Genomic DNA, 21,613 nt, shown 5'->3' on the forward strand with positions numbered 1-21,613 from the left:
ATGACATTTGAAGATTCCGGCGTTCGCCGACTGTTGGCGCCGACACCGGTGCTGATCGGACGGGGCGCTCAGTGCGGCTTGCGTATCGTCAATTGGCGGGTGGGGCGGCAGCATGCCCGCTTGCTTCGTCAAGACGACGATATCGTTCTGGAGGACCTGGGCACCTTGGCAGGCACCATCGTGAACGGAGCAAGAGTGGTGCGTCATGCGCCGGTCTTGCCCGACGACGATATCCTGATAGGCCCTTGCCGCCTGCGCGTCCGGTGGGTCGCGCCGGATGATGCCGCGCCGGCCCTCGCTGTCGCCTTGGCCGTCGCGCCCGCATCACCGCAGGCAGCGGTGGCGCCCCCGGCTGAGACTGCTTCGCCTTCAATGGTCGCGACGTCGTTGCCGTCCATTGCGCCACAGCGCGTGCAGGCACGGCGGCGCCTGCACGCGGCGTTGCTTGACGCGCTGGACCTGCGCCGGCGCGACGTCGCGGGCATGAGCGACGGCACGTTGCGCGCGGAAGCCGAACGTTTGCTGACGCATATCGTCGCGTCGGACGTCGATTTGCCCGACGATGCGGACAAGCAGGCCTTGTGTCGAGAGGTACTGGACGAAGCCGTGGGCTTGGGACCCTTGGAACCCTTGCTGGCCGCGCCCGACATCACCGAGATCATGGTCAACCGTTATGACGAGATCTATGTGGAACGCGCCGGGCGGCTCTGGCGACATCCCGCCGCATTCACCAGCGAACAATCGGTGCGTTGGGTGATCGAACGCATCGTCACGCCACTGGGCCGCCGTATCGACGAAAGCTCTCCGATGGTTGACGCACGCTTGCCCGATGGATCGCGCGTGCACGCCATCATTCCTCCGGTGGCGATGAAAGGGGCCAGCCTGACCATCCGCAAGTTTCCGCAGCGACGCCCCCAGATGTCCGACTTGATCGCGGCGGCTTCCTTGAGCGAGGCCATGGCGCGGTTCCTGGCACTGTGCGTCAGAATGCGCAAGAATCTGGTTGTGTCCGGCGGCACGGGCTCGGGCAAAACAACCTTGCTGAACATCTTGTCCAACGAAATCCCCGATGGCGAGCGGGTCGTCACCATTGAGGATGCCGCCGAGTTGCGGCTGAATCACGATCATCTGGTGGCGCTGGAAGCGCGCCCCGCCAACCAGGAGGGCAGGGGGCATATCGCCATACGCGAGCTGGTACGCAATGCGCTGCGCATGCGGCCTGATCGTATCGTCGTCGGGGAATGCCGGGGCGCCGAAGCGTTCGACATGTTGACGGCCATGAATACGGGCCATGAGGGCTCGTTGACAACCCTGCATGCGAATTCACCCCGCGACGCCTTGGGCCGGCTGGAATCGATGATCCTGATGGCGGGCCTGGATTTGCCCTTGTCCGCCGTGCGGGAACAAATCGCCGCCAGCGTCGAACTTGTGGTGCAGCAGGCCCGCTTGGCGGATGGCCGCCGAGTCGTGACGTCGATCGTCGAAGTCGCGGGTATGGAAAGCGGGCGCATACAACTGCAGGAGCTATTCCGATTTGATCGGGCGACGGGGTTCAAGGGCAGTGGCGCTTTGCCCAGCTTTTCGCAAGGCTGGGCTGAGGACGGTGTGTCGATGGACCCGGCGTGGTTCACCGAAACATCGGCAACGAAGGGATCGCCTTCGTCCAGGTTTGCACCGGAGCTTCCATGATCTGGTTGGCGGCGGCGGGCGCGATGTGCTGCGCGGCGGTGTTGGTGATGCATGCCCAGGCCTGGTTTGCGCCGGCGTTGCGCCGCTACCGGGAGCTATACACGCAAGACGCGGGGGTCCGTCTAAGTGAATTGTTCCTGTTCATCGACCCGGCACAGTTGTGGCTGGCGGCAGTCGCCTGCGCGGCCCTGTCGGCGGCGCTGACTTTTTCGCTGACCGCCAGCGGCATCCTGGCGACGCTGCTGGCCGGGCTGGCCTCGCGCGCGCCTCGCATGACGGTCGAGATGCTGCGGCGTAGACGGGCACGCCGTTTCGAACAGCAATTGCCGATGGCTTTGCAGATGCTCGCGTCGGCTTTGCGCGCAGGGGTCGCATTGCCCACGGGCCTGCGCCACGTGGTCGAGCAGAGCGGTGTGCCGCTGGCCCAGGAATTTGGCCTGATGCTGCGCGAACAGCGTCTGGGTGTGCCGTGGGACGCGGCGCTGGGAAATTTGCAATTGAGGATGCCGGCCGACTCCACCTCGCTGGTGGTGGCCGCCATGCGCATTGCTTCGCAGACCGGAGGCAACCTGGCCGAGGCGCTGGAGAGCATTGCACAGACCTTGCGTGCGCGCTTGCAGTTACAGGCGAAGCTGCAGGCGCTGACATCCCAAGGGCGTCTGCAAGCATGGATAGTTGGGGCGTTGCCCTTGGCTTTGCTTGCCGTGTTGAACCAGCTTGAACCTGAAATCATGAGCTTGCTGTGGCACACGCCCATGGGGTGGAGCGTGCTGGCGATTGTGGCGGTACTGGAGACGGCGGGTGTGTTGCTGATCCGGCGCATTATCCGGATCGAGCTCTGATAGAAGAGGCAATAAGGAAGGGGCCATGGGGAGGAAGCTATGTTGTTGATACTGAGCATGGGGATGGCGGCATTGGCTGTTGGCTGCCTGACCTGGTTTGCGCTGCGTCCATTGCTGGGCGGCAAACAGGCGCTGACGGCCGGCTTGCCGTGGTGGTGGCAAGCGGCCTGGCCTTGGGTGTCGGCCGTGGCGCCGATAGCGGGGCCGCTATGTTCGTGGCGTCTGCGCACACGATTGGCTCGCGCGATCGAATGGGCGGGCTTGCCGGCAAGCGTGGGCTACGCGCACGTGGCGGCATTGAGCGCCAGCGCGGCGTTGCTGGTTGGTGGGGTGGCGGCAGGCGCGATGGCGGCCTACGGCATGTCACCCTTGGGCTGGACGCCTTGGGCGTTGGCGGCGGGCTTCATGGCCGGTCTGGCCCCCCGCGCCTGGCTGCGAAGCCTGAGCGCAACACGCCGGCGCAGCATTGAGCGCGACCTTCCCTTTGTGTTCGACATGATGACGCTATGCGTGGAAGCGGGTTTGAGCGTGCAGGGAGCGCTGCAACTGGCGGCGCAAAGCGGTCCGCAAGGCGTGCTGCGCAATGCGCTAGCGGAGGCCTTGGCCGAGATGCGGGCAGGGGTTACGCGGACCACGGCGATCAAGGCGCTGGCCGAGCGCAGCAACAGCCCGCTTGCGCGGACCTGGGCCGCTGCATTGGCGCAAGCCGAGGCATTGGGTATCAGCCTGGGGCCGGTTCTGCGGGCGCAAGCGGCGCAGTGCCGCAGCGACCGCCACCTGCGAGCCGAGCAATTGGCGATGCAGGCGCCGGTGAAAATGCTATTGCCCTTGATCGCCTGCATTTTCCCGTGCACGTTCATTGTGCTGGCGTTTCCCATCGCCGTTCAAATGCTGCACAGCGTGCAATGAAGCGCCGCTTGCCCTTGTCGCCTGAGCGCCTGAGGTTCTTGCGTGTGGATGGCTGGAAGCGCCGGATGCGGGGCCTGCTGGGACGTCGGCCGCCCGGCAGGCGGTCCGGCGTGTTGCTCACGCCCTGCGCTGGCGTGCATACGTTTGGCATGCGCTATGCCATCGACGTGGCGTTTGTCGGGCGGGATCTGCGGGTGATGGCGGTGCGCAGGGCGTTGCCGCCCTGCCGCATTGCCTTATGCCTGGGCGCTGTTGCCGTTGTCGAGATGCGGGCTGGTGTTATTGATGCCGAACACGGAGGTATAGGCAGGATAGAAGCTGCAATACAGCGCGCCGCCCGCGGCGATATTGAACGGAATCTGTAGGGTGCCCGCGAATTCGAGCGACAGGCCCATATAAACCAGCAGGCCGGCGCACAGGTCGATGAAAAGGAAGACAAGTGCCCAGGTGGCGCCGTACACCAGGAACGGCCACTTGTTGCGCCAGCATGCAATACCGGAGAAAAACAAGGCTTGCACCAAGCGCAGGCCATGCCACGCGACCAACACCGGGGCATGCCAGAACAAGGCCGCGATCACGACATAAATGATGGCGAAGATGGTCAGCGGAACCCGCATGGCCATCAGGATGGGGTCCAGAGAGCGCTCGACGGAAGCAATGCGATAAGCCTCCGCCATCGAGTCCATGAACGGCAGGAAAGTCAGCAGGCCGGCCGCCATGCTCAAGCCCGCATACAACAAGCCCATCAGGAACAGCTTCCTGAACACGCCCGGCTGCTTGAGGGGTTTGCCCCACATGGACGGCAACATGACGCGGTCGGCGTCAACGTGCTTGCACGCAGACAAGGTCATGAGGGTGATGATGGGCATGAGCGCCACGACCAGGATCGGGCCCACGGGAGGCGTCGCGCTGGCGAAGACGACCAGAAGGCTGATGAACATTGCCCAGGTGAACATGGCCAGGGGTTGTTTGCGGAACAGACGGAAGCCGTCTCGAACCCATTGCCAGCCGGACGTCGCGGGTAAGAATGCTGCTTGCATGGCTCTCTAAAGGAGGGATGTCTCTCAAAAAGGGACGCGCTAGCCCCATTATGGGGGGCGTTACGGTTACGGCAATATTGGCAAGCGTGAGCGGTGGCGTGCCTGCAACACTCTTTCGAAGTGGCGCGGGTCGTGCGGTTTAAGCGTTTGTGCAGGTCGGGGCAGGAAAAAGTCGTACAAGCGGGATATCCAGAAGCGCAGGGCGGCGGCTCGCAGCATCAGGGGCCAGACTTCCCGTTCAGCGTCGGTGAACGGGCGCACGCTGGCGTAGGCGGCCAGCCATGATTGCACCAGTTCGGGGATGAACTCGCCGGTGTCGCGTTCGATGCACCAGTCATTGACGCTGACCGCTACGTCGAATAACCACGTGTCGCAGCCCGCGAAATAGAAGTCGATGATGCCGCCCATGAGCGGATCTTCGAACGTGCCCGCAAACAGCACATTGTCGCGGAAGAGGTCGCAGTGGGCGGGGCCTGTCTGTAGCGCCTGCCAGGCGGGCGTGGTCACCGCGGCTTGTTGGGCAGTCAGTTCCGCGCTTAATAGCTTGGCTTGGTCGGGCGTAAGAAACGGCATGACTTTGGGGGCCGTTTCCAGCCACCAGTTCAGACCGCGCAGGTTGGGTTGCTGGATCGGAAAATCCTGAGCGGCCAGATGGGCTCGGGCCAGGGTCGCGCCCGCCAGTGCGCAGTGGGTCGCGCCGGGGGCGGGTTCGTAGCCGCCGGGCAAGCGCGACACGATGGCGCAGGGTTTGCCGTGCAGGGTCGTCAGCCGGGTGCCGTCGCGCAGGTTTTGCGGCTGCGGCACCGGGACGCCGCGTTCGGCCAGGTGGTACATCAGTTCAATGTAGAAAGGCAGTTGCGCGTGCGTCAACACCTCGAACAGCGTCAGCACGAATTCGCCGCGGGTCGTATACAGGAAGTAATTGGTGTTCTCGATACCCGCCGTAATCCCTCGAAGCGAGACGAACTCGCCCAAGTCGAATCGCGCCAGGAGGGCGCGTGCGTCGTCGTCGGATACGGGAGTGAATACGGCCATTGATATACAGGGTAAGGAGTTAACGGACGCTCGAACATGCCTGGTGCGGCGGCGGCGGCGCAATTTTAGACCACATAGCGCCTGGGCCGTTCGGGAAGGACGCGGGCAGGCGGGGACGGGCTGCCGGACATATTGCCGCGAAGCCCGTAAAATACCGCATCCCCTTGTTTTGTAGAGTGATTCTTGGACTCCCCCGACTGGCGGCTGTGTGTCGCCCCGATGATTGACGTAACTGATCGCCATTGCCGCTATTTCCATCGGCTGCTGGCTCCCCGCGCGCGCCTGTATACGGAAATGATCACCACGGGCGCGCTGTTGCATGGCAACGTCCCGCGTCACCTGGACTTCGACGAGGCCGAACACCCCGTGGCGCTGCAACTGGGTGGCAGCGAACCTGACGCATTGGCCCAGGCGGCCAAGCTGGGGCGCCAATGGGGTTACGACGAGATCAACCTCAACTGCGGCTGTCCCTCCGAACGCGTGCAAAAAGGCGCGTTCGGCGCCTGCCTGATGGCCGAGCCCGCTCTGGTCGCGGATTGCATGAAAGCCATGCAGGACGCCGTCGACATCCCGGTCACCGTCAAGCATCGCTTGGGCCTCGATTACGAGAATTCCTACGAATTTGTCCGAGATTTTGTTGGCAAGATCTATGACACGGGGTGCCGGGTATTCATCGCCCACGCCCGCAATGCGGTGCTGAAGGGCTTGTCGCCGAAGGACAACCGCGAAATCCCGCCTTTGCGTTACGACGTGGTCAAGCAGCTCAAGCGCGACTTTCCCGATTGCACGTTTGTGCTGAACGGCGGTCTGGCTGACGCGCATCAGTCAGTTGGGGCCGCGAACGAGTTCGACGGTGTGATGCTGGGCCGTGCAGCCTGGCACACGCCGCGCGTCCTGTCCGAGGTTTCACTGCAATTGTGGCCGTCGGTTCGCCTGCCCACGGATGCGCAAGTGGTGGACGCCATGACCGAATACGCCGCCCGGCAGGTGGCCAGGGGCGTGCCGTTGCGTGTGATGACGCGCCCGATGCTGGGCTTGGTGAATGGGCAGTCGGGGGCGCGGCGCTGGCGTCGGATGCTGTCGGATCCGGCCCTGCTTGCCGCCAACAACCCTGACTTGATCTATGACGCCTGGCGCAGCCAGCGGCAGGCACCGGACGTGCGCGGCGCCGCATTGGAAGCGGCGCCGGCGGGGGTCTGAGGGGCTGGCTGGCGGCGGGCGCCGCGTAAAAGCCCGAGGGCGATCAGGGCTTGGCGGCTTCCGCGCTTTCGGCCGGCCAGTCGCGGATATAGGCTTTCAGCATGTTGTTCTCAAACTGCTGAGCCGCCACGATCGCCTGCGCCATGTCATAGAACGAAATGACGCCCATCAGGGTAGGGCCGTCCATGACCGGGATGTAGCGCGCATGCTTTTCCAGCATCAGGCGCTGCACTTCGTCGGCGCTGGTGTTGGGAGACACGCTGACCGGCGCGTCGTCCATGATCGACCGGATGGTGGTTTCACCGGCGCCTCCATGCGCGTGCATGTGGCGGATGATCTCGCGGAACGTGAGCATGCCGGTCAGGGTGCCGAATTCCATGATGACAAGCGAGCCTATGTCCTGCTCGCTCATGGTTTGCACGGCCTGGGACACAGGCATGTCCGGCGACGCCGTATAGAGCGTGTCGCCCTTGACGCGCAAAATCTCGCTGACCTTCAACATCGGTTCCTCCTGGGCGGACTGCGCCCTGATACTTTGCTATTTCTTGTTCGCTTCCAACTGCAATAAGGGAGCGACTCCATTTTCGGTATTCTGCGCTTCTCCGCACAGTTCTTCCAGCGTTGGCGCATTTTCCTGGGAAATCACGGACGAGGCGACGCGCAGGATGTCTGGATCGTTCCGCACCCTGGGCTGGTCGCGGTCCAGCAGAAAATGGTCCACAACCGGCGCCATCGATGTTTCGCGGGCATCGCAGGTCAGCACCCAGAGGTCTTCCGGGCTGCGGGTGGTCAGACCCATCGCGCTCAGTCTTTCCAGTACGTCGTTCAGTTCGTCTTGATGCAAGCGCAATTGCGACGCCAGCACGTTGGCGGGCAGGCCCGGCGGGTTGGCGGATTGCACACGGCGCAGGGCGCGCAAGGCGTCCAGCGCGTCCACGAATTGCGCGCCGGGGTAGCGGTTGATTTTGCGGCGGCCCAGCCGGATCAGCGGCGCGCTGGAAGCCAGGATGGCGCCCAGCAGTACCGCCAGCCACGACAGGTAGATCCACAACAGAAAGATCGGCAGCGTGGCGAACGCGCCGTAAATGATGGTGTAGGTGGGAAACCGGGTCAGGTAGTACGCAAAGCCCGACTTCATGATTTCCAGGACGATGGCCGTCACGGCCCCGCCAACCAGCGCGTCCCGCCACAGGACGTCCCGGTTCGGGACGACGACGAACAGGGCCGCGAAGCCCAGGCCCGTCAGGATCAGCGGCATAAAGGAAACGGCGATGCTGATGATTTCCGGGACGTCGCGCACCAGCCCCAGCGATTCGCGTGCCACGAAAGAGGTGGCCCACAAGCTGGCGCCGGCCAGGACCGGCCCCAGGGTGATGACGGCCCAGTACACCAGCGCGCGCTGCCGTAGCGGACGCTGGCGCGACACATGCCAGATGTCATTGAAGGCCTGGTCGATCGTCATGATCAGCAGCAGGGAAGTCACCAGCAGGAATGCGCCGCCAATGGCCGTCAGGCGAGACGCCTGGCGCGCGAACTGGTTCAGGTATTCCATGATGTTGTCCGAGACGGACGGCGGCATCAGGCTGTTGGCGAGGAAGTCTTCGAGGGCGACACGGAACTCCTGGAACACCGGAAAGGCGGTGAACAGGGAAAGCACCACTGCCAGCATGGGCACGATAGCCAGCACCGTGGTGAAGGTGAGGCTGGACGCGACTTGCAGAAGTTTTTCTTCGCCGGCGCGTTGCAGGGTGAACCGAAACATACGTCCTGCCCTGACAACCCATGAAGCGCGCGGGGTCGAGGGTTTGGTAGCCACCGGCGTAGCGGTGACGGACTCGGCTGGGCGATTCATCAGGCGATAATAGCAGCATGAACCCTGAACTCAACCCCCGTTTGCGCCTGCTGGCGTCGGTTTCGCTGTTCGCCCTGATCGTCCTGTGCGTGACTTGGGAAACCGTGGTGGCGCCGTTGCGGCCGGGCGGATCCTGGATGCTGTTGAAGGCCTTGCCGCTGGCGTTTCCGCTGCGCGGCATCCTGCGCGGGAACCTTTACACCTATCAGTGGGCGTCGATGCTGTCGCTGCTGTATCTGATGGAAGGCGTGGTGCGAGCCATGTCAGATCCGATGCCGCTTTCCGTGCTGATGGCCTGGGGCGAGATCGTTCTTTCGGCTACCTTTTTCCTTAGCGCCATTTTCTATGTGCGGCCCGCCAAGCGCGCCGCCAGGAGCCAACGCGCATGAATGCACACTCTCTATCAGAACTGCGCGCGGTCAATACGTTTGCCGCGTTGCCCGCTGCCTTCTACACCCGCCTGACGCCGCAAGGCCTGAACAACCCCCGCCTGTTGCACGCCAACGCCGATGCGGCCGCGCTGCTTGGCCTGGACGCGTCCGTCCTGGCCTCGCCCGAGTTTTTGCAGGTTTTTTCCGGTACCGAACCGCTGCCTGGCGGCGACACGCTGGCCGCGGTCTACAGCGGGCACCAGTTCGGCGTGTGGGCCGGCCAGTTGGGAGACGGGCGTGCTCACCTGTTGGGCGAAGTCCAGGGGCCGGACGGTGGCTGGGAACTGCAGTTGAAGGGTGCCGGGATGACGCCGTATTCGCGCATGGGAGACGGCCGCGCCGTGTTGCGCTCGTCCGTGCGCGAATACCTGGCCAGCGAAGCCATGCATGGCCTGGGTATTCCCACGACGCGCGCGCTGGCGCTGGTGGTGTCGGATGACCCGGTCATGCGCGAAACCGTGGAAACCGCCGCCATCGTGACGCGAATGTCGCCCAGCTTCGTTCGATTCGGTTCGTTTGAACACTGGTCATCGCGTCGACAGCCGGAATTGTTGAAGACGTTGGCCGACTATGTCATTGACCGCTTTTATCCGGAATGCCGCGAGGCGCCGGCGGGGCAGTCGCAGGACTCTCCGGGTGACGTGACGCCCTACATCAACCTGCTGCGCGAGGTCACGCACCGTACGGCGCGGTTGATGGCCGACTGGCAAGCGGTGGGCTTTTGTCATGGCGTCATGAACACCGACAACATGTCCATTCTGGGCCTGACGCTGGATTACGGTCCGTACGGCTTCATGGACGGATTCCGCCTGGGGCACGTGTGCAACCATTCCGATTCGGAAGGGCGCTATTCCTGGAATCGCCAGCCGTCGGTGGCGCTGTGGAACCTGTACCGTCTGGGCGGCAGTCTGCATGCGCTGGTGCAAGACGTTGACCGCCTGCGAGCCGTGCTGGACGAGTTCGAGGCGGTCTTCACCCGCGCCTTCCACGACCGCATGGGCGCCAAGCTGGGGCTGGCGGCATGGCGGCCAGCCGATGAGGAACTGCTGGACGACCTGCTCAAACTGATGGACGCCAACCAGGCGGATTTCACTTTGTCATGGCGCCGGCTGGCGGATGCGGTGCAGGGGAAGCGCAATGGGTTCGAAGACCTGTTCATCGACCGTCCGGCGGCTGCCGCCTGGCTCGACAGGCTGCTGGCGCGCCAGGCGCAGGACGGACGGCCCGCGCAGGAAATCGCTGACGGCATGAACCGGGTCAACCCCTTGTATGTATTGCGCAATCACCTGGCCGAAGAGGCAATCAGGGCGGCAAAGACGGGCGATGCAAGCGAAATCGACACCTTGATGACGCTGCTGCGCAATCCCTATGAAGCAAAACCGGGGTATGAACGCTATGCCGGTCTGCCCCCGGATTGGGCTGGAAGTTTGGAAGTCAGCTGCTCGTCTTGATCGGACTTGTCGTCAAACGCTCAAAAACGCATACCGAATTCTTGTGATTTACGCGAAAAAGCGGTGATAGAGAGTGAAATATCACGCTTTTTTTCACTGCAATCATTCGTTTCCTTTGTAAATCTCGTAAGATTGTCGCCTGTTGGACACTCAGGATCGCATACCGCATCCCTGGAGCATTTGTCGACAATTTTCAATATAAAGCACTCTTAATATGCCTGGCGCAGATGGTTTGCTATGTATCGGTCTGCTTGAGGATGACGCCGACTTCCGCGAGGAACTGGCGTTAGGCCTGGGCGGCTATGGTTTTCGAGTAGCGTTTGCTTGTGACAATGCGGCGGCGTTTTATCGCCGGCTGCAGGAGCAGCCGTGCGACATCGTCATTCTGGATGCGCATCTTCCAGGTGAAGACGGCTTTTCCGTCGCCACTCGGCTACGGGCCTTGAGCCCGGTGGGCATTGTCATGCTGACAGGTCGTAGCGCCCTTGAAGACCGGGTGCGCGGCCTGGAAGGCGGCGCGGATGTCTATATGACCAAGCCGGTGGACCTGCTGGAACTCAGTTCTGTGATTCGCAGCCTTGCCCGCCGCATGCGGCTGGCCAAAGCGCCGCGCCCGGCTGACGCCGAATCGCGGGCATCAGCCGACAGCACCTGGTCATTGCAGGATGGCGGCTGGATCCTGGTGGCGCCAGACGGCGCGTCGCTGCACTTGAGTGCGCAAGAACGGACTTTCCTGATGGCCTTGATGGATGCGGCCGGCAATGCCGTCAGCCGCCAGGTATTGGCGGAATTGTTCTTGCCCGAGAGCCCGGGAGGGTTCGAGCTGCGCCGTATCGATGTGCTGGTGAGCCGTCTGCGTGCCAAAGCGCAAACCGCCGGCCTCAAGCTGCCGGTCTTGTCGGTGCGCGGCCAAGGCTACGTGTTCGCGGCCTGATTCGCGCCAGCGTGGCTGGGCGCATTCTCGGGTAACGTGATGACAAAGCGGGTGCCCACGCCGACCTTGCTCTGCAGGGTCAGCGAGCCCCCCTGGTTCTGGCAGATGCGGCGTGCCAGATATAGCCCGATACCCATGCCCTGCGTTTCCCGATGCGCGGAACGCCGGAAATGCGGTTCGAACACACGCGCCTGCTCCTGCTCTTCAATACCCGGGCCCCGGTCGACCACGGCCAGCCATGCCATTTGCGCGTGACCAACGCGGGCCTGGCCTGTTTCTATCCGGACGGGTTCATTGGCCGGCGAATATTTGATTGCGTTGTGAATCAGATTGCGCACCACGACGCTGGTCAGCGGGCGGTCGCAAAACACGGGCAAGGGGGCGTCCGCTTGGATCACCAGCGCGTGTGCGGTGTCGGGTTGCATCGCCGTTGCGACATCGCGGGCCAGTTCAGCCAGGTCGGCGTGTTCGCCTCGCGGTGTCCAGGCCTGTTCGCCCAGACGGTCCTGATTCAGCAATTGATCCATCAGTTCCGTCATGCGCGCCACAGAGCGGTGGATGCGGCCCAGGCGCGTGTCGACGGCTTCACCGCTGTCTGCCAGGATCATGTCCAGGGATTGCGCGGCCGCGCTGATGGTGGATAGCGGCGCCCGCAGCTCATGCGAAATCAAGGCGTTCATTTGGCGTTGTGTGTCCAGCGCACCGGCCAGTTCCGCCACCCGCAGTTCGCCTTGCGCCACGTGTTCGGCATCGGCGTGGTCGTGAACCCCGCGGCGCACGGAGAAGGGCCCATGGCTTTGCCATCTGAGCGCCACGCCCAGCAGCGCGCCGGCTACCAGCAGCAGCCTGGCAAGCTCAATCGGCGCGCCGGTGGTGTCCGCACCGTTGGACAGCCAGGCGTCATGGCCCAGCATCCATGCTGACGCGGCGTAGATGCAGACCATGGCCAAGGCGAGAGGCCGGCCGGCTTTGCGTTGAACGGCTTGCGCTCCAAACCAGGCAGTCAGCGCCACGCTCAGGCAGGCGCACGTTCCGGCGATGACGGCGGGAATCAGGCCGTTTTCGGTTTCGTAGACGAAGATCAGCGCTAATGCGGCCACGCACGCCAGCGCCATGCTGAGCCCGCGGCAGGCGACTGCAACCCTGGCGGCCGGTGGCGATCCCGGCTGTGGCGCCCCCATCAGCAGGGGGGCGGTCAGCGCCAATAGCGCGGCATAAGAGCCGGCCTGCAACGCACCGGGCGGCAGCAGCGTGGGTAATGAACGGAATACGCCTTCCAGCAACATGAAGGCCAAGCCCGCGCCGAAAAGCGATGACCGGGTGCAGACCCAGGCCAGCAGGCATGCCAGGCCGCACGTCATCGCCACGCCCGCCGTCAAGCCCAGCAACATGTCTTCGTAGGGGGAAGTGATGCCATGCGCCAGAACCGCGCCAGGCCAGAAGAACGCGCACGCCAGCATGCCGAGTCGCGACAACAGTGCCTGCGATCCGGCGGTGGCGCCTCGTGCACCGCATTGGTGGAAAAAACAGCGGGTGCGAAGAAACAGTCCTTCCGTCAACTAGGAACCCATTGATGATCCGGCGCGAGTTCGCGCGTAAGGGCGAAGTTTACGACAGCCCCGCGTATCGCGCGGACACCCAGATCTTCCAGGATATCCTGGGTGGCCAGGTCGGGCACGTCTTCGGCATAGACGGCCATGCCCAAGGTTGCCGCGGTGGTCATGACGGTGGCCGCCAGATGCTGGCTGCCGGGGCTGTGAAGCAAACCGGTAATGAAGCTGCCGCACAGTTTCAAATAGGAAACCGGGAATTCGTGCAGCCGTTCCATGGCGCCGAATTGCTGCGACAAACGTGAGAGGCCGACACGTCCGCCGGCCGCGGTGACGATGCTGCAAAGCTGGCGCAAGTCGGCGGCTTGCTCGATCAGTCCGTCGGCGTCCACTTCAATGATCAGGCGCACGGTCAATGCGGGGCGGTCGGCCAGCATGCGTTCAAGCCTCGACATGAATGAGCTTTGCGCCAGCGACGCCAAAGAAACCGGCACTGTCAGCGCCGCCGAATGGGTGAACAGCCAGTCCAGCCCCAAGCGGATGGCCTGTATGTCGCATTCGGCCGACAGGCCCAGGCGAACCGCGGGGGGCATGAAAATCGAAGCCGGAACGGGGTCGCCGCCGGTCGTGTCGTGCAACGTCAGGCTGGCTTCATGGTGCAGCAGTTCGCCTTGCACCGCATGCAGCGGCAGTACCGATAGCGAAAACCGATGCTGCTCCAGGGCGGTGGCCAAGGCGTCGTGCCAACTGTATTCACCGATGCGCGTACTGTCGGCCGCCTGGCTCGCGGGGGTGATCTGATCGTCCTCGGCGCTTTCCGCGCACATGAGGGCGTGGTCCAGCCGCGCCAGCGTATCGCTCATGTTGTCGCCAGGCGCATAAGCGGCCATCGCCAGCGCCCAGCGACACCATCCGTACTTGTCCATGGGCACCCGCAGCGAACGAAGTTCGCGTCGCACCCGTTCGGCCAGCACGCTGGCCTGCGGCGCAGAGGTGCGGGGCATCAAGAGCGCGAAGTCCGAGCCGCTGATCCGGGCAAGTTGCGCCGTGGGTCCGCCAAATTCGGTAATCAGCTTGCGCAAGCGGTCAGACGAGGATCGCAGCCACTGATCCGTGAACGCGCGCGACAGATGGCGGTTGATCTGCGCCAGATCGCGCTGGCGGAACATCAGGACGTGACCGCCCGCTTCCCCGGTTTTATCGGCCAGCGCCGCTCGGAATTGGTCAATGAAATACTTGCGGTTGGACAGGCGGGTGATCGGATCCCGATAGATTTCGCTTTGCAGCGATTCGATCTTGGCATTCTGTTCTTCCACGGTGGCGGCCACCCGGCGCTGCGCGTCAACCAGGGCCTGGTCCACACCCGCTAGTTCGCACGATCCGCTTGGCGGGGCATTGTGACCGGGTGCCAAGGCGCGGACACGTTCGCAGATGTCGCGCGATGTCCTCGCCTCGATCCATCGCACCAGGTTGATGGCGAAGAGCGCCCAAAAGACCCCCGCCGCCAACACCAGCCCCAGGACCCGGACGCCACCTTGCCACAGCGTGTCGCGCGCCAGCCGGGTATCCGCTTGCACCGTTACCGTGCCGCGCGCGCCGCCGTCCAATGACACATAGGGACGCGATATCGGCGGGGCTTGAACCATCAGCCAGGCATTGCGCCAATCGCCGTTGCGGGCGTCGGCCTGCGGGCTGTTTCGCTCAATGACCGAGGTATCGCCCTGGTTGGTGATGCGTACCTGCGTATACAGCCCTTGTTCGAACAATTCATCAGCCAACGCCGCCCGTTCTTCGTGGCTGGAAGAGGCATGCGCCAATGCCCACGCCAGTGCGCTGGCCCCGCCTTCGCTCTGCTGGGCAAGTTGGGCGTTCAGATAGCGATGGGCGGCCAGCATCCCCAGCGCCTGGGCGCCAAGCAGGATGAAGCCGACCAGGAGGGCAGTGCAAAAAAGTAATCGGCGTAATGTCGACATGTGGTTGAGTTCCCTTTGCGGGCAGCAAGCGCGCGTGTCGAAGACTGCATGGCCGCCGGTTAAAGGGCGTCGGGCAAAGAAGGGGCCCGACGTAAAGAAGCCTGGATAAGAAACGTGACACACGTTACTAATACCGCAGTGGCACCGCTTACACTGTAATTCGGCATGTCACATAACGTACAGAATATTACGAAATTCGGCGCAACGTCAGACGAGCTATGCAATTATTTCTATTGTGATGATCACGAGCTTGAGAACTATTGAGACAGGGCGTATTAATTTTTAGGGCTTCGCTGTCGTAGTAAGGGCAGGGCATGGGTCCGTGGACCGGCCGGCACGCTGCTACCAAGGACCGACATGACCACCCATAAGCGAGTAAAGAGCCTTCAGATTTCAAGGAAAAGAGGCGCGTTGCCTCCGAAGTGTGGCGTTTTTTTGCGAAAATAATGCATAATTCAAAAAATGTTACAGCCTTTGGGTTCTTTCCTGGACCGCAACGCCAAGGGTATCTAGATAGGGGGCTCCGTGCGTGAGAGTTACCTGCTCGCACTGTGCCTGACGCTCGCGGGCGCATTGGCAGCGATAAGTTGGTTTTTCGTGCGCCGGGATCGTGCGCTGCGTCACCGGTTGACGCGCGACGAGTTGACCGGCGTCTTGAGCCAGCAGGAGTTGCATCGGCGCGTCCGCGCCTGGCTGGTGCAAAAAGACGGGCCGGCGCGCCGAGGCGCGTTTTTTCTTGTCAGTTTCGAGCAATACGCCGAGATCAGTGCCATGCTGCGCGCGGGCGAAGACCAGACGCTATTGGTGCTTGTCGCCAACCGTCTGAGCCTGATCACGCGCACGCTCGGTGGCCTGGTTGCCCGCAGCGGCACCGACACCTTTACCGTCTGCGTGCCGGAAGTGGATGAGGTAGGCGCGGCCCAGGTGTCCACAAAACTGCTGGAAGACCTTAGCGAACCTTATGAATTAGGGGGGCGTCCCCTCATCGCGGTATTCAGGGTGGGGGCGGCCTTGTACCCGGAACATGGGCGCACGGTCGAAGAACTGCAACGCTGTGTGCAGGTAGCGCTGGTTCCCCTGAAAGAGCGCGGTGGACCGGGATGGAACTTGTTTGATTTTCGGCTTCTGGCACGGCATCGGGACGAACAAGGTCTGGAAAACGACCTGCGGCTGGCCTTGACCACGCCAGCCATGGAGCAGTTCGAACTCTTTTACCAGCCGGTCTGCGATAGCGGCTCGGGCATGGTGCAGGGGTGCGAAGCGTTGTTGCGATGGCATCACCCGACGCTGGGCAGTGTGTCGCCGGCGGTCACCATCGAACTGGCCGAGCGCAGCGGGCTGATCGTGCCGCTGGGCGCCTGGATTCTGGAACGCGCGTGTTCGCAGGCCGCATTGTGGCCGCCAGCCTGGCGTGTGCATGTGAACCTGTCCGTCAAGCAAATGAATGAAGACGGGCTGGTGCAATTGGTGTCCGACGTATTGGCCACCACGCAACTGTCGCCGCGCAAACTGGTGCTGGAAATCACGGAATCGATCTTCATCCTGCACTACGAAAGGCAGGTGAAGATGCTGAACATGCTGCGCGCCCAGGGTATCGGCATTGCGCTGGACGATTTCGGTTGCGGCTATTCCAGCCTGAATCATTTGCGCCATTTGCCCATCGATTGGGTCAAGATCGATCGCAGCTTCATTTCCGCGCTGGAGTCCGACGCAGGCAGCCGCGAGGTTGTCTCGGCGCTGTTCGGGCTATGCCAGGCGATGCGGCTGCCCGTGGTGGCAGAGGGCGTCGAAACCGAAGGCCAGCGCGAAATCCTGAAGTCGCTGGGCTGCCGTGTGATGCAAGGCTTTCTGCTCGGCCGGCCCGCGCCAGCCTCTGAAATCCAGGCTTTGGCCTTGGCGGTGTCATAATCGGGGTTGCTTGCAAACCCGACCTGTTGACTCCCTATGCCCGGCAATACCCTAGGTACTCTTTTTACCGTCACGAATTTCGGCGAATCCCACGGGCCGGCTATCGGTTGCGTGGTGGATGGCTGTCCTCCGGGGCTGAGCCTGGACGCGTCCGATATCCAGTTGGAACTGGATCGCCGCCGCCCTGGCACCTCACGCCACGTCACGCAGCGCCAGGAGGCCGATCAGGTCGAGATCCTCTCGGGCGTCTATGAAGGTGTCACCACCGGCACGCCGATTGGCCTGCTGATCCGCAACACCGATGCCCGCAGCAAAGACTATTCGAACATCGCCGACACGTTTCGGCCCGGCCACGCCGATTACGCCTACTGGCGCAAGTTCGGCGTGCGCGACCCGCGCGGCGGCGGCCGCTCATCGGCGCGCCTGACGGCGCCCACAGTGGCGGCGGGCGCTATCGCCAAAAAGTGGCTGGCCGAACAATACGGCGTCAAGGTGCGCGGCTACATGAGCCAGTTGGGCCCGGTCGCGATCCCGTTCCTGTCCTGGGACGAGGTGCCCAACAATCCCTTCTACGCACCCAATGCCGAAGTCGTGCCGGAACTGGAAGCCTATATGGACCAGTTGCGCCGCGATGGCGATTCCGTCGGCGCGCGTATCGAAGTCGTGGCCGAGAACCTGCCTGCCGGCTGGGGCGAACCCATCTATGACCGCCTGGACGCCGACATCGCGCACGTGATGATGGGCCTGAACGCCGTCAAGGGCGTGTCCATTGGCGCGGGCTTTGACTGCATTGCGCAGCGCGGCTCCGAGCACGGTGACGAAATCACGCCTGATGGCTTTTTGACCAACCACGCCGGCGGCGTGTTGGGCGGCATTTCAACAGGCCAGCCCATTACCGTGTCGCTGGCCATCAAGCCCACGTCCAGCATCCGTGTCGAACGCCGCTCGGTGAATCGCGCGAACGAGGCCGTCATGGTCCAAACGCTGGGCCGTCACGACCCTTGCGTCGGCATTCGCGCAACGCCCATCGCGGAAGCCATGCTGGCGCTGGTGCTGATCGACCACGCGCTGCGCCATCGCGGGCAGTGCGGCGATCCCCTCTGATCTTCCGGCATTCTCGCCATCGTTTCCAGGAGGCCGTCATGAATCGTAAACGTCATCTGTTGCGCGGCGCGGGCGCCGCGCTTGCCCTGGCCGTGTTGGCGGGCTGCACCGGCATGAACACCACGCAGTCCGGCGCCATCGGCGTCAACCGTACGCAATACATGTCCAGCCTGGTGCCGTCCCAAGCGCTGGAGCAGGAAGCCAGCCAGCAATACGCCGACATCCTCAAACAGGCGCAAGCCAAGGGCTTGCTGGATCGCGACGCGCAGCAACTGTCGCGCGTGCGCACCATTTCCCAGCGGCTTGTTGCCCAGGCGGGCATTTTTCGCCCCGATGCGGCGGGCTGGAAATGGGAAGTCCACGTCTTGTCCAGCGATGAGGTCAACGCCTGGTGCATGCCCGGGGGCAAGATCGCCGTCTATACCGGCCTGATCTCCAAGATCAAGCCGACCGACGATGAGCTTGCCGCGGTGATCGGCCACGAAATTGCCCACGCGCTGCGCGAGCATGCGCGCGAGCGCGTCTCGCAGCAGATGGCAACGAACCTGGGCTTGTCGGTGCTGTCCATCGCCACGGGTTCCAGCGCCGCTTCCGACCTGGGCGGCCAATTGACCGATGTGATGTTCTCGTTGCCCAACAGCCGCACGCATGAAACGGAAGCGGATCGCATGGGCGTCGAACTCGCGGCACGGGCAGGGTACGACCCGCGCGCCGCCGTGACCTTATGGCAAAAGATGGGAGCGGCCAGTAGTGGCAATGCGCCGCCGGAAATCTTGTCGACGCACCCTTCGGCGGAGTCTCGCATCACTGATCTGCAAGCCGCCGCCCAGCAGGTATTGCCGCTGTATCAGCAGGCGAAGAAATAGAGTCGTCATCGCGCGGCAGCCACGCAAGAAAATAAGCCGCCCGGGGTCAAACCCGGGCGGCTTATTCGTTGATGCGTCGTTGATGCGCGGCGCGGTTACGCCGGGTTTGCCACGCGCTTCACGCCAGGACCACGCATGACCTCGATGCCCAAACCAGCCAGGATGCGCTGCGTTTCAGCGTCCGGCACGTCTTCGGCGTAAACATCGATGTTCAAGGCGCGAGCGGTTTCCAGCACCGAGGCCGTCAACTGCTGGCTGCCCGGGCTTTGCGACATTCCTCCCACAAACCCGCCGCCCAGTTTTACGTAGGATAGCGGCAGCGTGTGCAACTGAGCCACCGCGCCGAATTGCTGCGCCAGCCGGCGCACGCCAATATGCGCGCCAAAGTCCGAGACAACGCGGGCCAACGTGGCGATCTGCTCATGGCATTCCACCAGGCCATGCGCATCAATCTCCAGATACAGGCGATGAGCCAAAGGACGGTGTTCTGTCAGCATCAGGGCCAATTGGCGGAAAAACTTCTGGCCACGCAAGGACGGCAGGGCGACGCGCACTGCCAGTTCACCGTCATGGGCGGCAAGCCAAGCCAGGCCCAGGCGCACCGATTCCAGATCGCAATCCGCCACCAGGTCCAGGCGCACGGCGGGTGGAATGAACAGCGTGGCGGGAATGGCGACCTGGTCAGCGGACGTGCGCAGCATCAGCATTGCCTCGGTGCGCAGGGCGGTGCCGTCGGCCGCCAGCAGGTGTTCCGTGGCCAGTTCAAAATGCTTTTCCTCCAGCGCGGACAGAATGGCGTCCTTCCAGGCCCGCTCTCCCGACTCCGACGGCGATTGCATATCCGTCGCGCCCGCAATCACGACCTGATCGTTGTTGGCGCTTTCCGCGCGCATCAGGCCGAAGTCCAGCCGCGCCAACACCGGGCCGGCCTGGTTGCCCCGGCCGTAATCCGTCATGGCCAAGGCCCAGCGGCAAAGATGGCCTTCCCCCACGGGAATGCGCGTGGCATGCAGGTCGGCCCGTAGCTGCTCGGCCACCATCATGGCCTGCGGCGCGGCGCAGCCTGGCAGCAACAACGCAAAATCCGAACCGTTCAGACGGGCCAGCAAGGGCGACGCCACGTTCAGCGCCTTCAACGCGCCCTGAATTCGTTCGCACGCGGCACGCAGCCATTGGTCGATGAATTCGCGCGGCATGTGGCGGTTCAGGTCGGCCAGATCGCGTTGGCGGAACACCAGCACGTGTCCACCCGCCACGGTGGGCGCTTCAAGCGCGCGCCGGAATTCGTTCACGAAATACTTGCGGTTCGGCAAGCGGGTGACCGGATCCTGGTTCAGTTCCAGCTCCAGCGATTCGATCTTGGCGTTCTGTTCTTCCACGCTGGCGTACACGCGCTCGCGGGTCTGGTTCAACGCCTGCACCACGCCGGATAACTCGGGCACACGTGCCTCGACCTGCTCGGGCGGGGTGTCTTGGCCGATGCTGCGGACATGGTCGCTGATTTCGCGCAGCAGACGGTTCTTGATCCACCCCACCAGCACAAAGGCAAACACCGCCCACAACACGCCGGCGCCGACCACCAGCGCAATCATCTTCACGCTGCTGCGCCACAAGGCTTCCCAGGCGTACGAATCATTGGCGATCAGGGTGACTTCACCCAACTGGCGCCAGCCGTCGCTGACCGCGTGGCTGGCCGGTTGAGTGTCCAGCGGCGCCAGCTTCTGAAACCAGGCGGGAACCGCATTCGGCGTGGCGATGGACTTGCGTTCGATCAGCACCTTGCCTTCGGGGTCCGCCAAGCGCACCAGCGAGAAATGCCCCCCGTCGTACAGCGCCGAGATCAGCAATTCCTGCAGCACCGGATCATTATTGGCGGGTTGCGACAACGACAAGGCCAGCGACACCGCCGCATCGGTGCTTTGCACCTGCAACTGGCCAGACAGGTATTCGCGCGCCGAATTGATGCTGAGCGCCAAGGTGCCCAGCAGGATGACGCCGATCGCGAGGGTCACGCTAAGCAGTAACTGTCGAAGTATGGACATAGTCTTGTTTCCGGCCATCAGGGGCGTATGCCGTCCCGTTCCATGCGTTGAAGTAGATCACGCCAGCGGCTGAGTCGGTCAACCGGCGCGGCCGGCTTGCCGTCAACGTAGACACCGTCGGCGTTGAAACTGAATACCGGCGTCAGGTCGCGACGTTGCGTGGCCGGCAAGATGGTTGAAATCAGGCTGTCCAGCACCAGCGGGACGGCGTTTGGCGTGTCGTAGTAGCCCAGCACCATGTGGGCGACCTGGCTGCTGCTGGCCGGCCCGCCCACGCGCGCGCGGACGTAGATGAAACGCAGCTTGTTGGCGGGCACGCCCATCGCCAGCAGGGTGAAGTACTTGCCGATGACGTAGTCTTCACAGTCGCCGGCGCCTCGGCCCAGCGATTCAAGCGGCGTGGCCCAGTAGTCGGCCTGCTTCCAGAGGGTGATGTCTTCGGCGGACAGCAGCGCCTGGTTCCAGAAATCGTTGGCGGCCGTCAGCTTGTCCCGCTCTTGTGACGGGGGCGGGCTGCGCATCAACTGCAGCCAGTTGCCAACAGACTTCGCGCCCTTCGCGCCATAGCGGCTGGCGGCCAGGCTTTGCAGCCGTTCCGAGCTGAGCTCCAGCGCGAAACTTCCGCCCCAGACGCAAGCCAGGCACAGCAACACCAGCCGGCACAGGTTCACAAAGCCGCGGTAACGGTGAGTCGAAGACATGAAACGGATTTTCACATTTTTCCGGCTCATGAAAGACGTGTCAGCAAAAAATATGGCGGCACCAAGGGGAGGGCGGTTGCCCGCCG

General features: G+C 63.3%; 18 protein-coding genes and 1 pseudogene. 11 read left to right on the plus strand and 8 right to left on the minus strand.

The window, feature by feature from the left end:
* The 4 genes and pseudogenes from P8T11_RS00520 to P8T11_RS29165 all read left to right on the plus strand — a co-directional run.
* The gene (locus tag P8T11_RS00520) at nucleotides 1–1,689 is read left to right on the plus strand and encodes an ATPase, T2SS/T4P/T4SS family (protein WP_418910259.1); all 1,689 of its coding nucleotides are present in this window, start codon (nucleotides 1–3) and stop codon (nucleotides 1,687–1,689) included.
* A complete protein-coding gene (locus P8T11_RS00525) occupies nucleotides 1,686–2,531 on the plus strand; it encodes a type II secretion system F family protein (protein ID WP_268078813.1) in 846 nt (281 codons plus the stop codon). Before P8T11_RS00520 ends, P8T11_RS00525 begins: the two co-directional genes overlap by 4 nt.
* Nucleotides 2,532–2,570: 39 nt before the next feature.
* A complete protein-coding gene (locus tag P8T11_RS00530) occupies nucleotides 2,571–3,440 on the plus strand; it encodes a type II secretion system F family protein (RefSeq protein ID WP_268078812.1) in 870 nt (289 codons plus the stop codon).
* 65 nt (nucleotides 3,441–3,505) lie between these two features.
* Nucleotides 3,506–3,670: pseudogene (locus P8T11_RS29165) on the plus strand (DUF192 domain-containing protein); the annotation flags it as partial.
* 6 nt (nucleotides 3,671–3,676) lie between these two features.
* Here the strand turns inward: P8T11_RS29165 and P8T11_RS00535 are convergent.
* Nucleotides 3,677–4,480, minus strand: a complete 804-nt coding sequence (locus P8T11_RS00535) for a BPSS1780 family membrane protein (protein ID WP_268078811.1) — start codon at nucleotides 4,478–4,480, stop codon at nucleotides 3,677–3,679.
* Between the two features lie 66 nt (nucleotides 4,481–4,546).
* Complete coding sequence (locus P8T11_RS00540; RefSeq protein WP_268078810.1) at nucleotides 4,547–5,515, minus strand: homoserine kinase; 969 nt, start codon at nucleotides 5,513–5,515, stop codon at nucleotides 4,547–4,549.
* Nucleotides 5,516–5,698: 183 nt separating this feature from the next.
* Between P8T11_RS00540 and dusA the strand changes: the two genes are divergently transcribed.
* Nucleotides 5,699–6,715 carry a tRNA dihydrouridine(20/20a) synthase DusA gene (dusA, locus tag P8T11_RS00545; protein ID WP_268078809.1) on the plus strand — a complete coding sequence of 339 codons (1,017 nt, stop codon included), beginning with the start codon at nucleotides 5,699–5,701 and terminating at the stop codon, nucleotides 6,713–6,715.
* A 43-nt stretch (nucleotides 6,716–6,758) separates the two neighbouring features.
* On the opposite strand, the gene P8T11_RS00550 is transcribed toward dusA, so the two are convergent.
* Complete coding sequence (locus P8T11_RS00550; RefSeq protein WP_268078808.1) at nucleotides 6,759–7,217, minus strand: CBS domain-containing protein; 459 nt, start codon at nucleotides 7,215–7,217, stop codon at nucleotides 6,759–6,761.
* Between the two features lie 36 nt (nucleotides 7,218–7,253).
* Complete coding sequence (locus P8T11_RS00555; protein ID WP_268078807.1) at nucleotides 7,254–8,567, minus strand: YihY family inner membrane protein; 1,314 nt, start codon at nucleotides 8,565–8,567, stop codon at nucleotides 7,254–7,256.
* A 17-nt stretch (nucleotides 8,568–8,584) separates the two neighbouring features.
* On the opposite strand from P8T11_RS00555, the gene P8T11_RS00560 reads away from it, so the two are divergent.
* The 3 genes from P8T11_RS00560 to P8T11_RS00570 all read left to right on the plus strand — a co-directional run bounded on the left by P8T11_RS00560 (nucleotide 8,585) and on the right by P8T11_RS00570 (nucleotide 11,383).
* Nucleotides 8,585–8,956, plus strand: coding sequence for a DUF2069 domain-containing protein (locus tag P8T11_RS00560; protein WP_268078806.1), 372 nt, complete (start codon nucleotides 8,585–8,587; stop codon nucleotides 8,954–8,956).
* The gene (locus P8T11_RS00565) at nucleotides 8,953–10,449 is read left to right on the plus strand and encodes a protein adenylyltransferase SelO (protein WP_268078805.1); all 1,497 of its coding nucleotides are present in this window, start codon (nucleotides 8,953–8,955) and stop codon (nucleotides 10,447–10,449) included. Before P8T11_RS00560 ends, P8T11_RS00565 begins: the two co-directional genes overlap by 4 nt.
* A 214-nt stretch (nucleotides 10,450–10,663) precedes the next feature.
* The gene (locus P8T11_RS00570; protein ID WP_100855109.1) at nucleotides 10,664–11,383 is read left to right on the plus strand and encodes a response regulator transcription factor; all 720 of its coding nucleotides are present in this window, start codon (nucleotides 10,664–10,666) and stop codon (nucleotides 11,381–11,383) included.
* On the opposite strand, the gene P8T11_RS00575 is transcribed toward P8T11_RS00570, so the two are convergent.
* Both P8T11_RS00575 and P8T11_RS00580 read right to left on the minus strand, forming a co-directional pair.
* Complete coding sequence (locus P8T11_RS00575) at nucleotides 11,365–12,858, minus strand: sensor histidine kinase (protein ID WP_268078804.1); 1,494 nt, start codon at nucleotides 12,856–12,858, stop codon at nucleotides 11,365–11,367. The two genes, P8T11_RS00570 and P8T11_RS00575, sit on opposite strands and share 19 nt — an antisense overlap.
* 80 nt (nucleotides 12,859–12,938) lie before the next feature.
* A complete protein-coding gene (locus tag P8T11_RS00580) occupies nucleotides 12,939–14,906 on the minus strand; it encodes a bifunctional diguanylate cyclase/phosphodiesterase (protein ID WP_277549532.1) in 1,968 nt (655 codons plus the stop codon).
* Nucleotides 14,907–15,431: 525 nt separating this feature from the next.
* Between P8T11_RS00580 and P8T11_RS00585 the strand changes: the two genes are divergently transcribed.
* Genes P8T11_RS00585 through P8T11_RS00595 form a run of 3 tightly spaced genes read left to right on the plus strand, consistent with a single transcriptional unit; the run spans nucleotide 15,432 to nucleotide 18,784 of the window.
* Nucleotides 15,432–16,814, plus strand: coding sequence for a putative bifunctional diguanylate cyclase/phosphodiesterase (locus P8T11_RS00585; RefSeq protein WP_268078802.1), 1,383 nt, complete (start codon nucleotides 15,432–15,434; stop codon nucleotides 16,812–16,814).
* A 36-nt stretch (nucleotides 16,815–16,850) separates the two neighbouring features.
* Nucleotides 16,851–17,918, plus strand: coding sequence for a chorismate synthase (gene aroC / locus P8T11_RS00590; protein ID WP_277549531.1), 1,068 nt, complete (start codon nucleotides 16,851–16,853; stop codon nucleotides 17,916–17,918).
* A 38-nt stretch (nucleotides 17,919–17,956) separates the two neighbouring features.
* The gene (locus P8T11_RS00595) at nucleotides 17,957–18,784 is read left to right on the plus strand and encodes a M48 family metallopeptidase (RefSeq protein ID WP_268078801.1); all 828 of its coding nucleotides are present in this window, start codon (nucleotides 17,957–17,959) and stop codon (nucleotides 18,782–18,784) included.
* Nucleotides 18,785–18,879: 95 nt separating this feature from the next.
* On the opposite strand, the gene P8T11_RS00600 is transcribed toward P8T11_RS00595, so the two are convergent.
* Together P8T11_RS00600 and P8T11_RS00605 are read right to left on the minus strand one after the other, a co-directional pair.
* Nucleotides 18,880–20,826 (minus strand): bifunctional diguanylate cyclase/phosphodiesterase, encoded by a 1,947-nt coding sequence (locus tag P8T11_RS00600; protein WP_268078800.1) that lies wholly within the window; start codon nucleotides 20,824–20,826, stop codon nucleotides 18,880–18,882.
* Between the two features lie 17 nt (nucleotides 20,827–20,843).
* Nucleotides 20,844–21,527, minus strand: coding sequence for a transglutaminase-like cysteine peptidase (locus P8T11_RS00605; RefSeq protein ID WP_268078799.1), 684 nt, complete (start codon nucleotides 21,525–21,527; stop codon nucleotides 20,844–20,846).
* Nucleotides 21,528–21,613: the final 86 nt, after the last annotated feature.

It is taken from the genome of Achromobacter spanius (genome assembly GCF_029637605.1).
GTDB lineage: Bacteria > Pseudomonadota > Gammaproteobacteria > Burkholderiales > Burkholderiaceae_B > Achromobacter > Achromobacter spanius_E.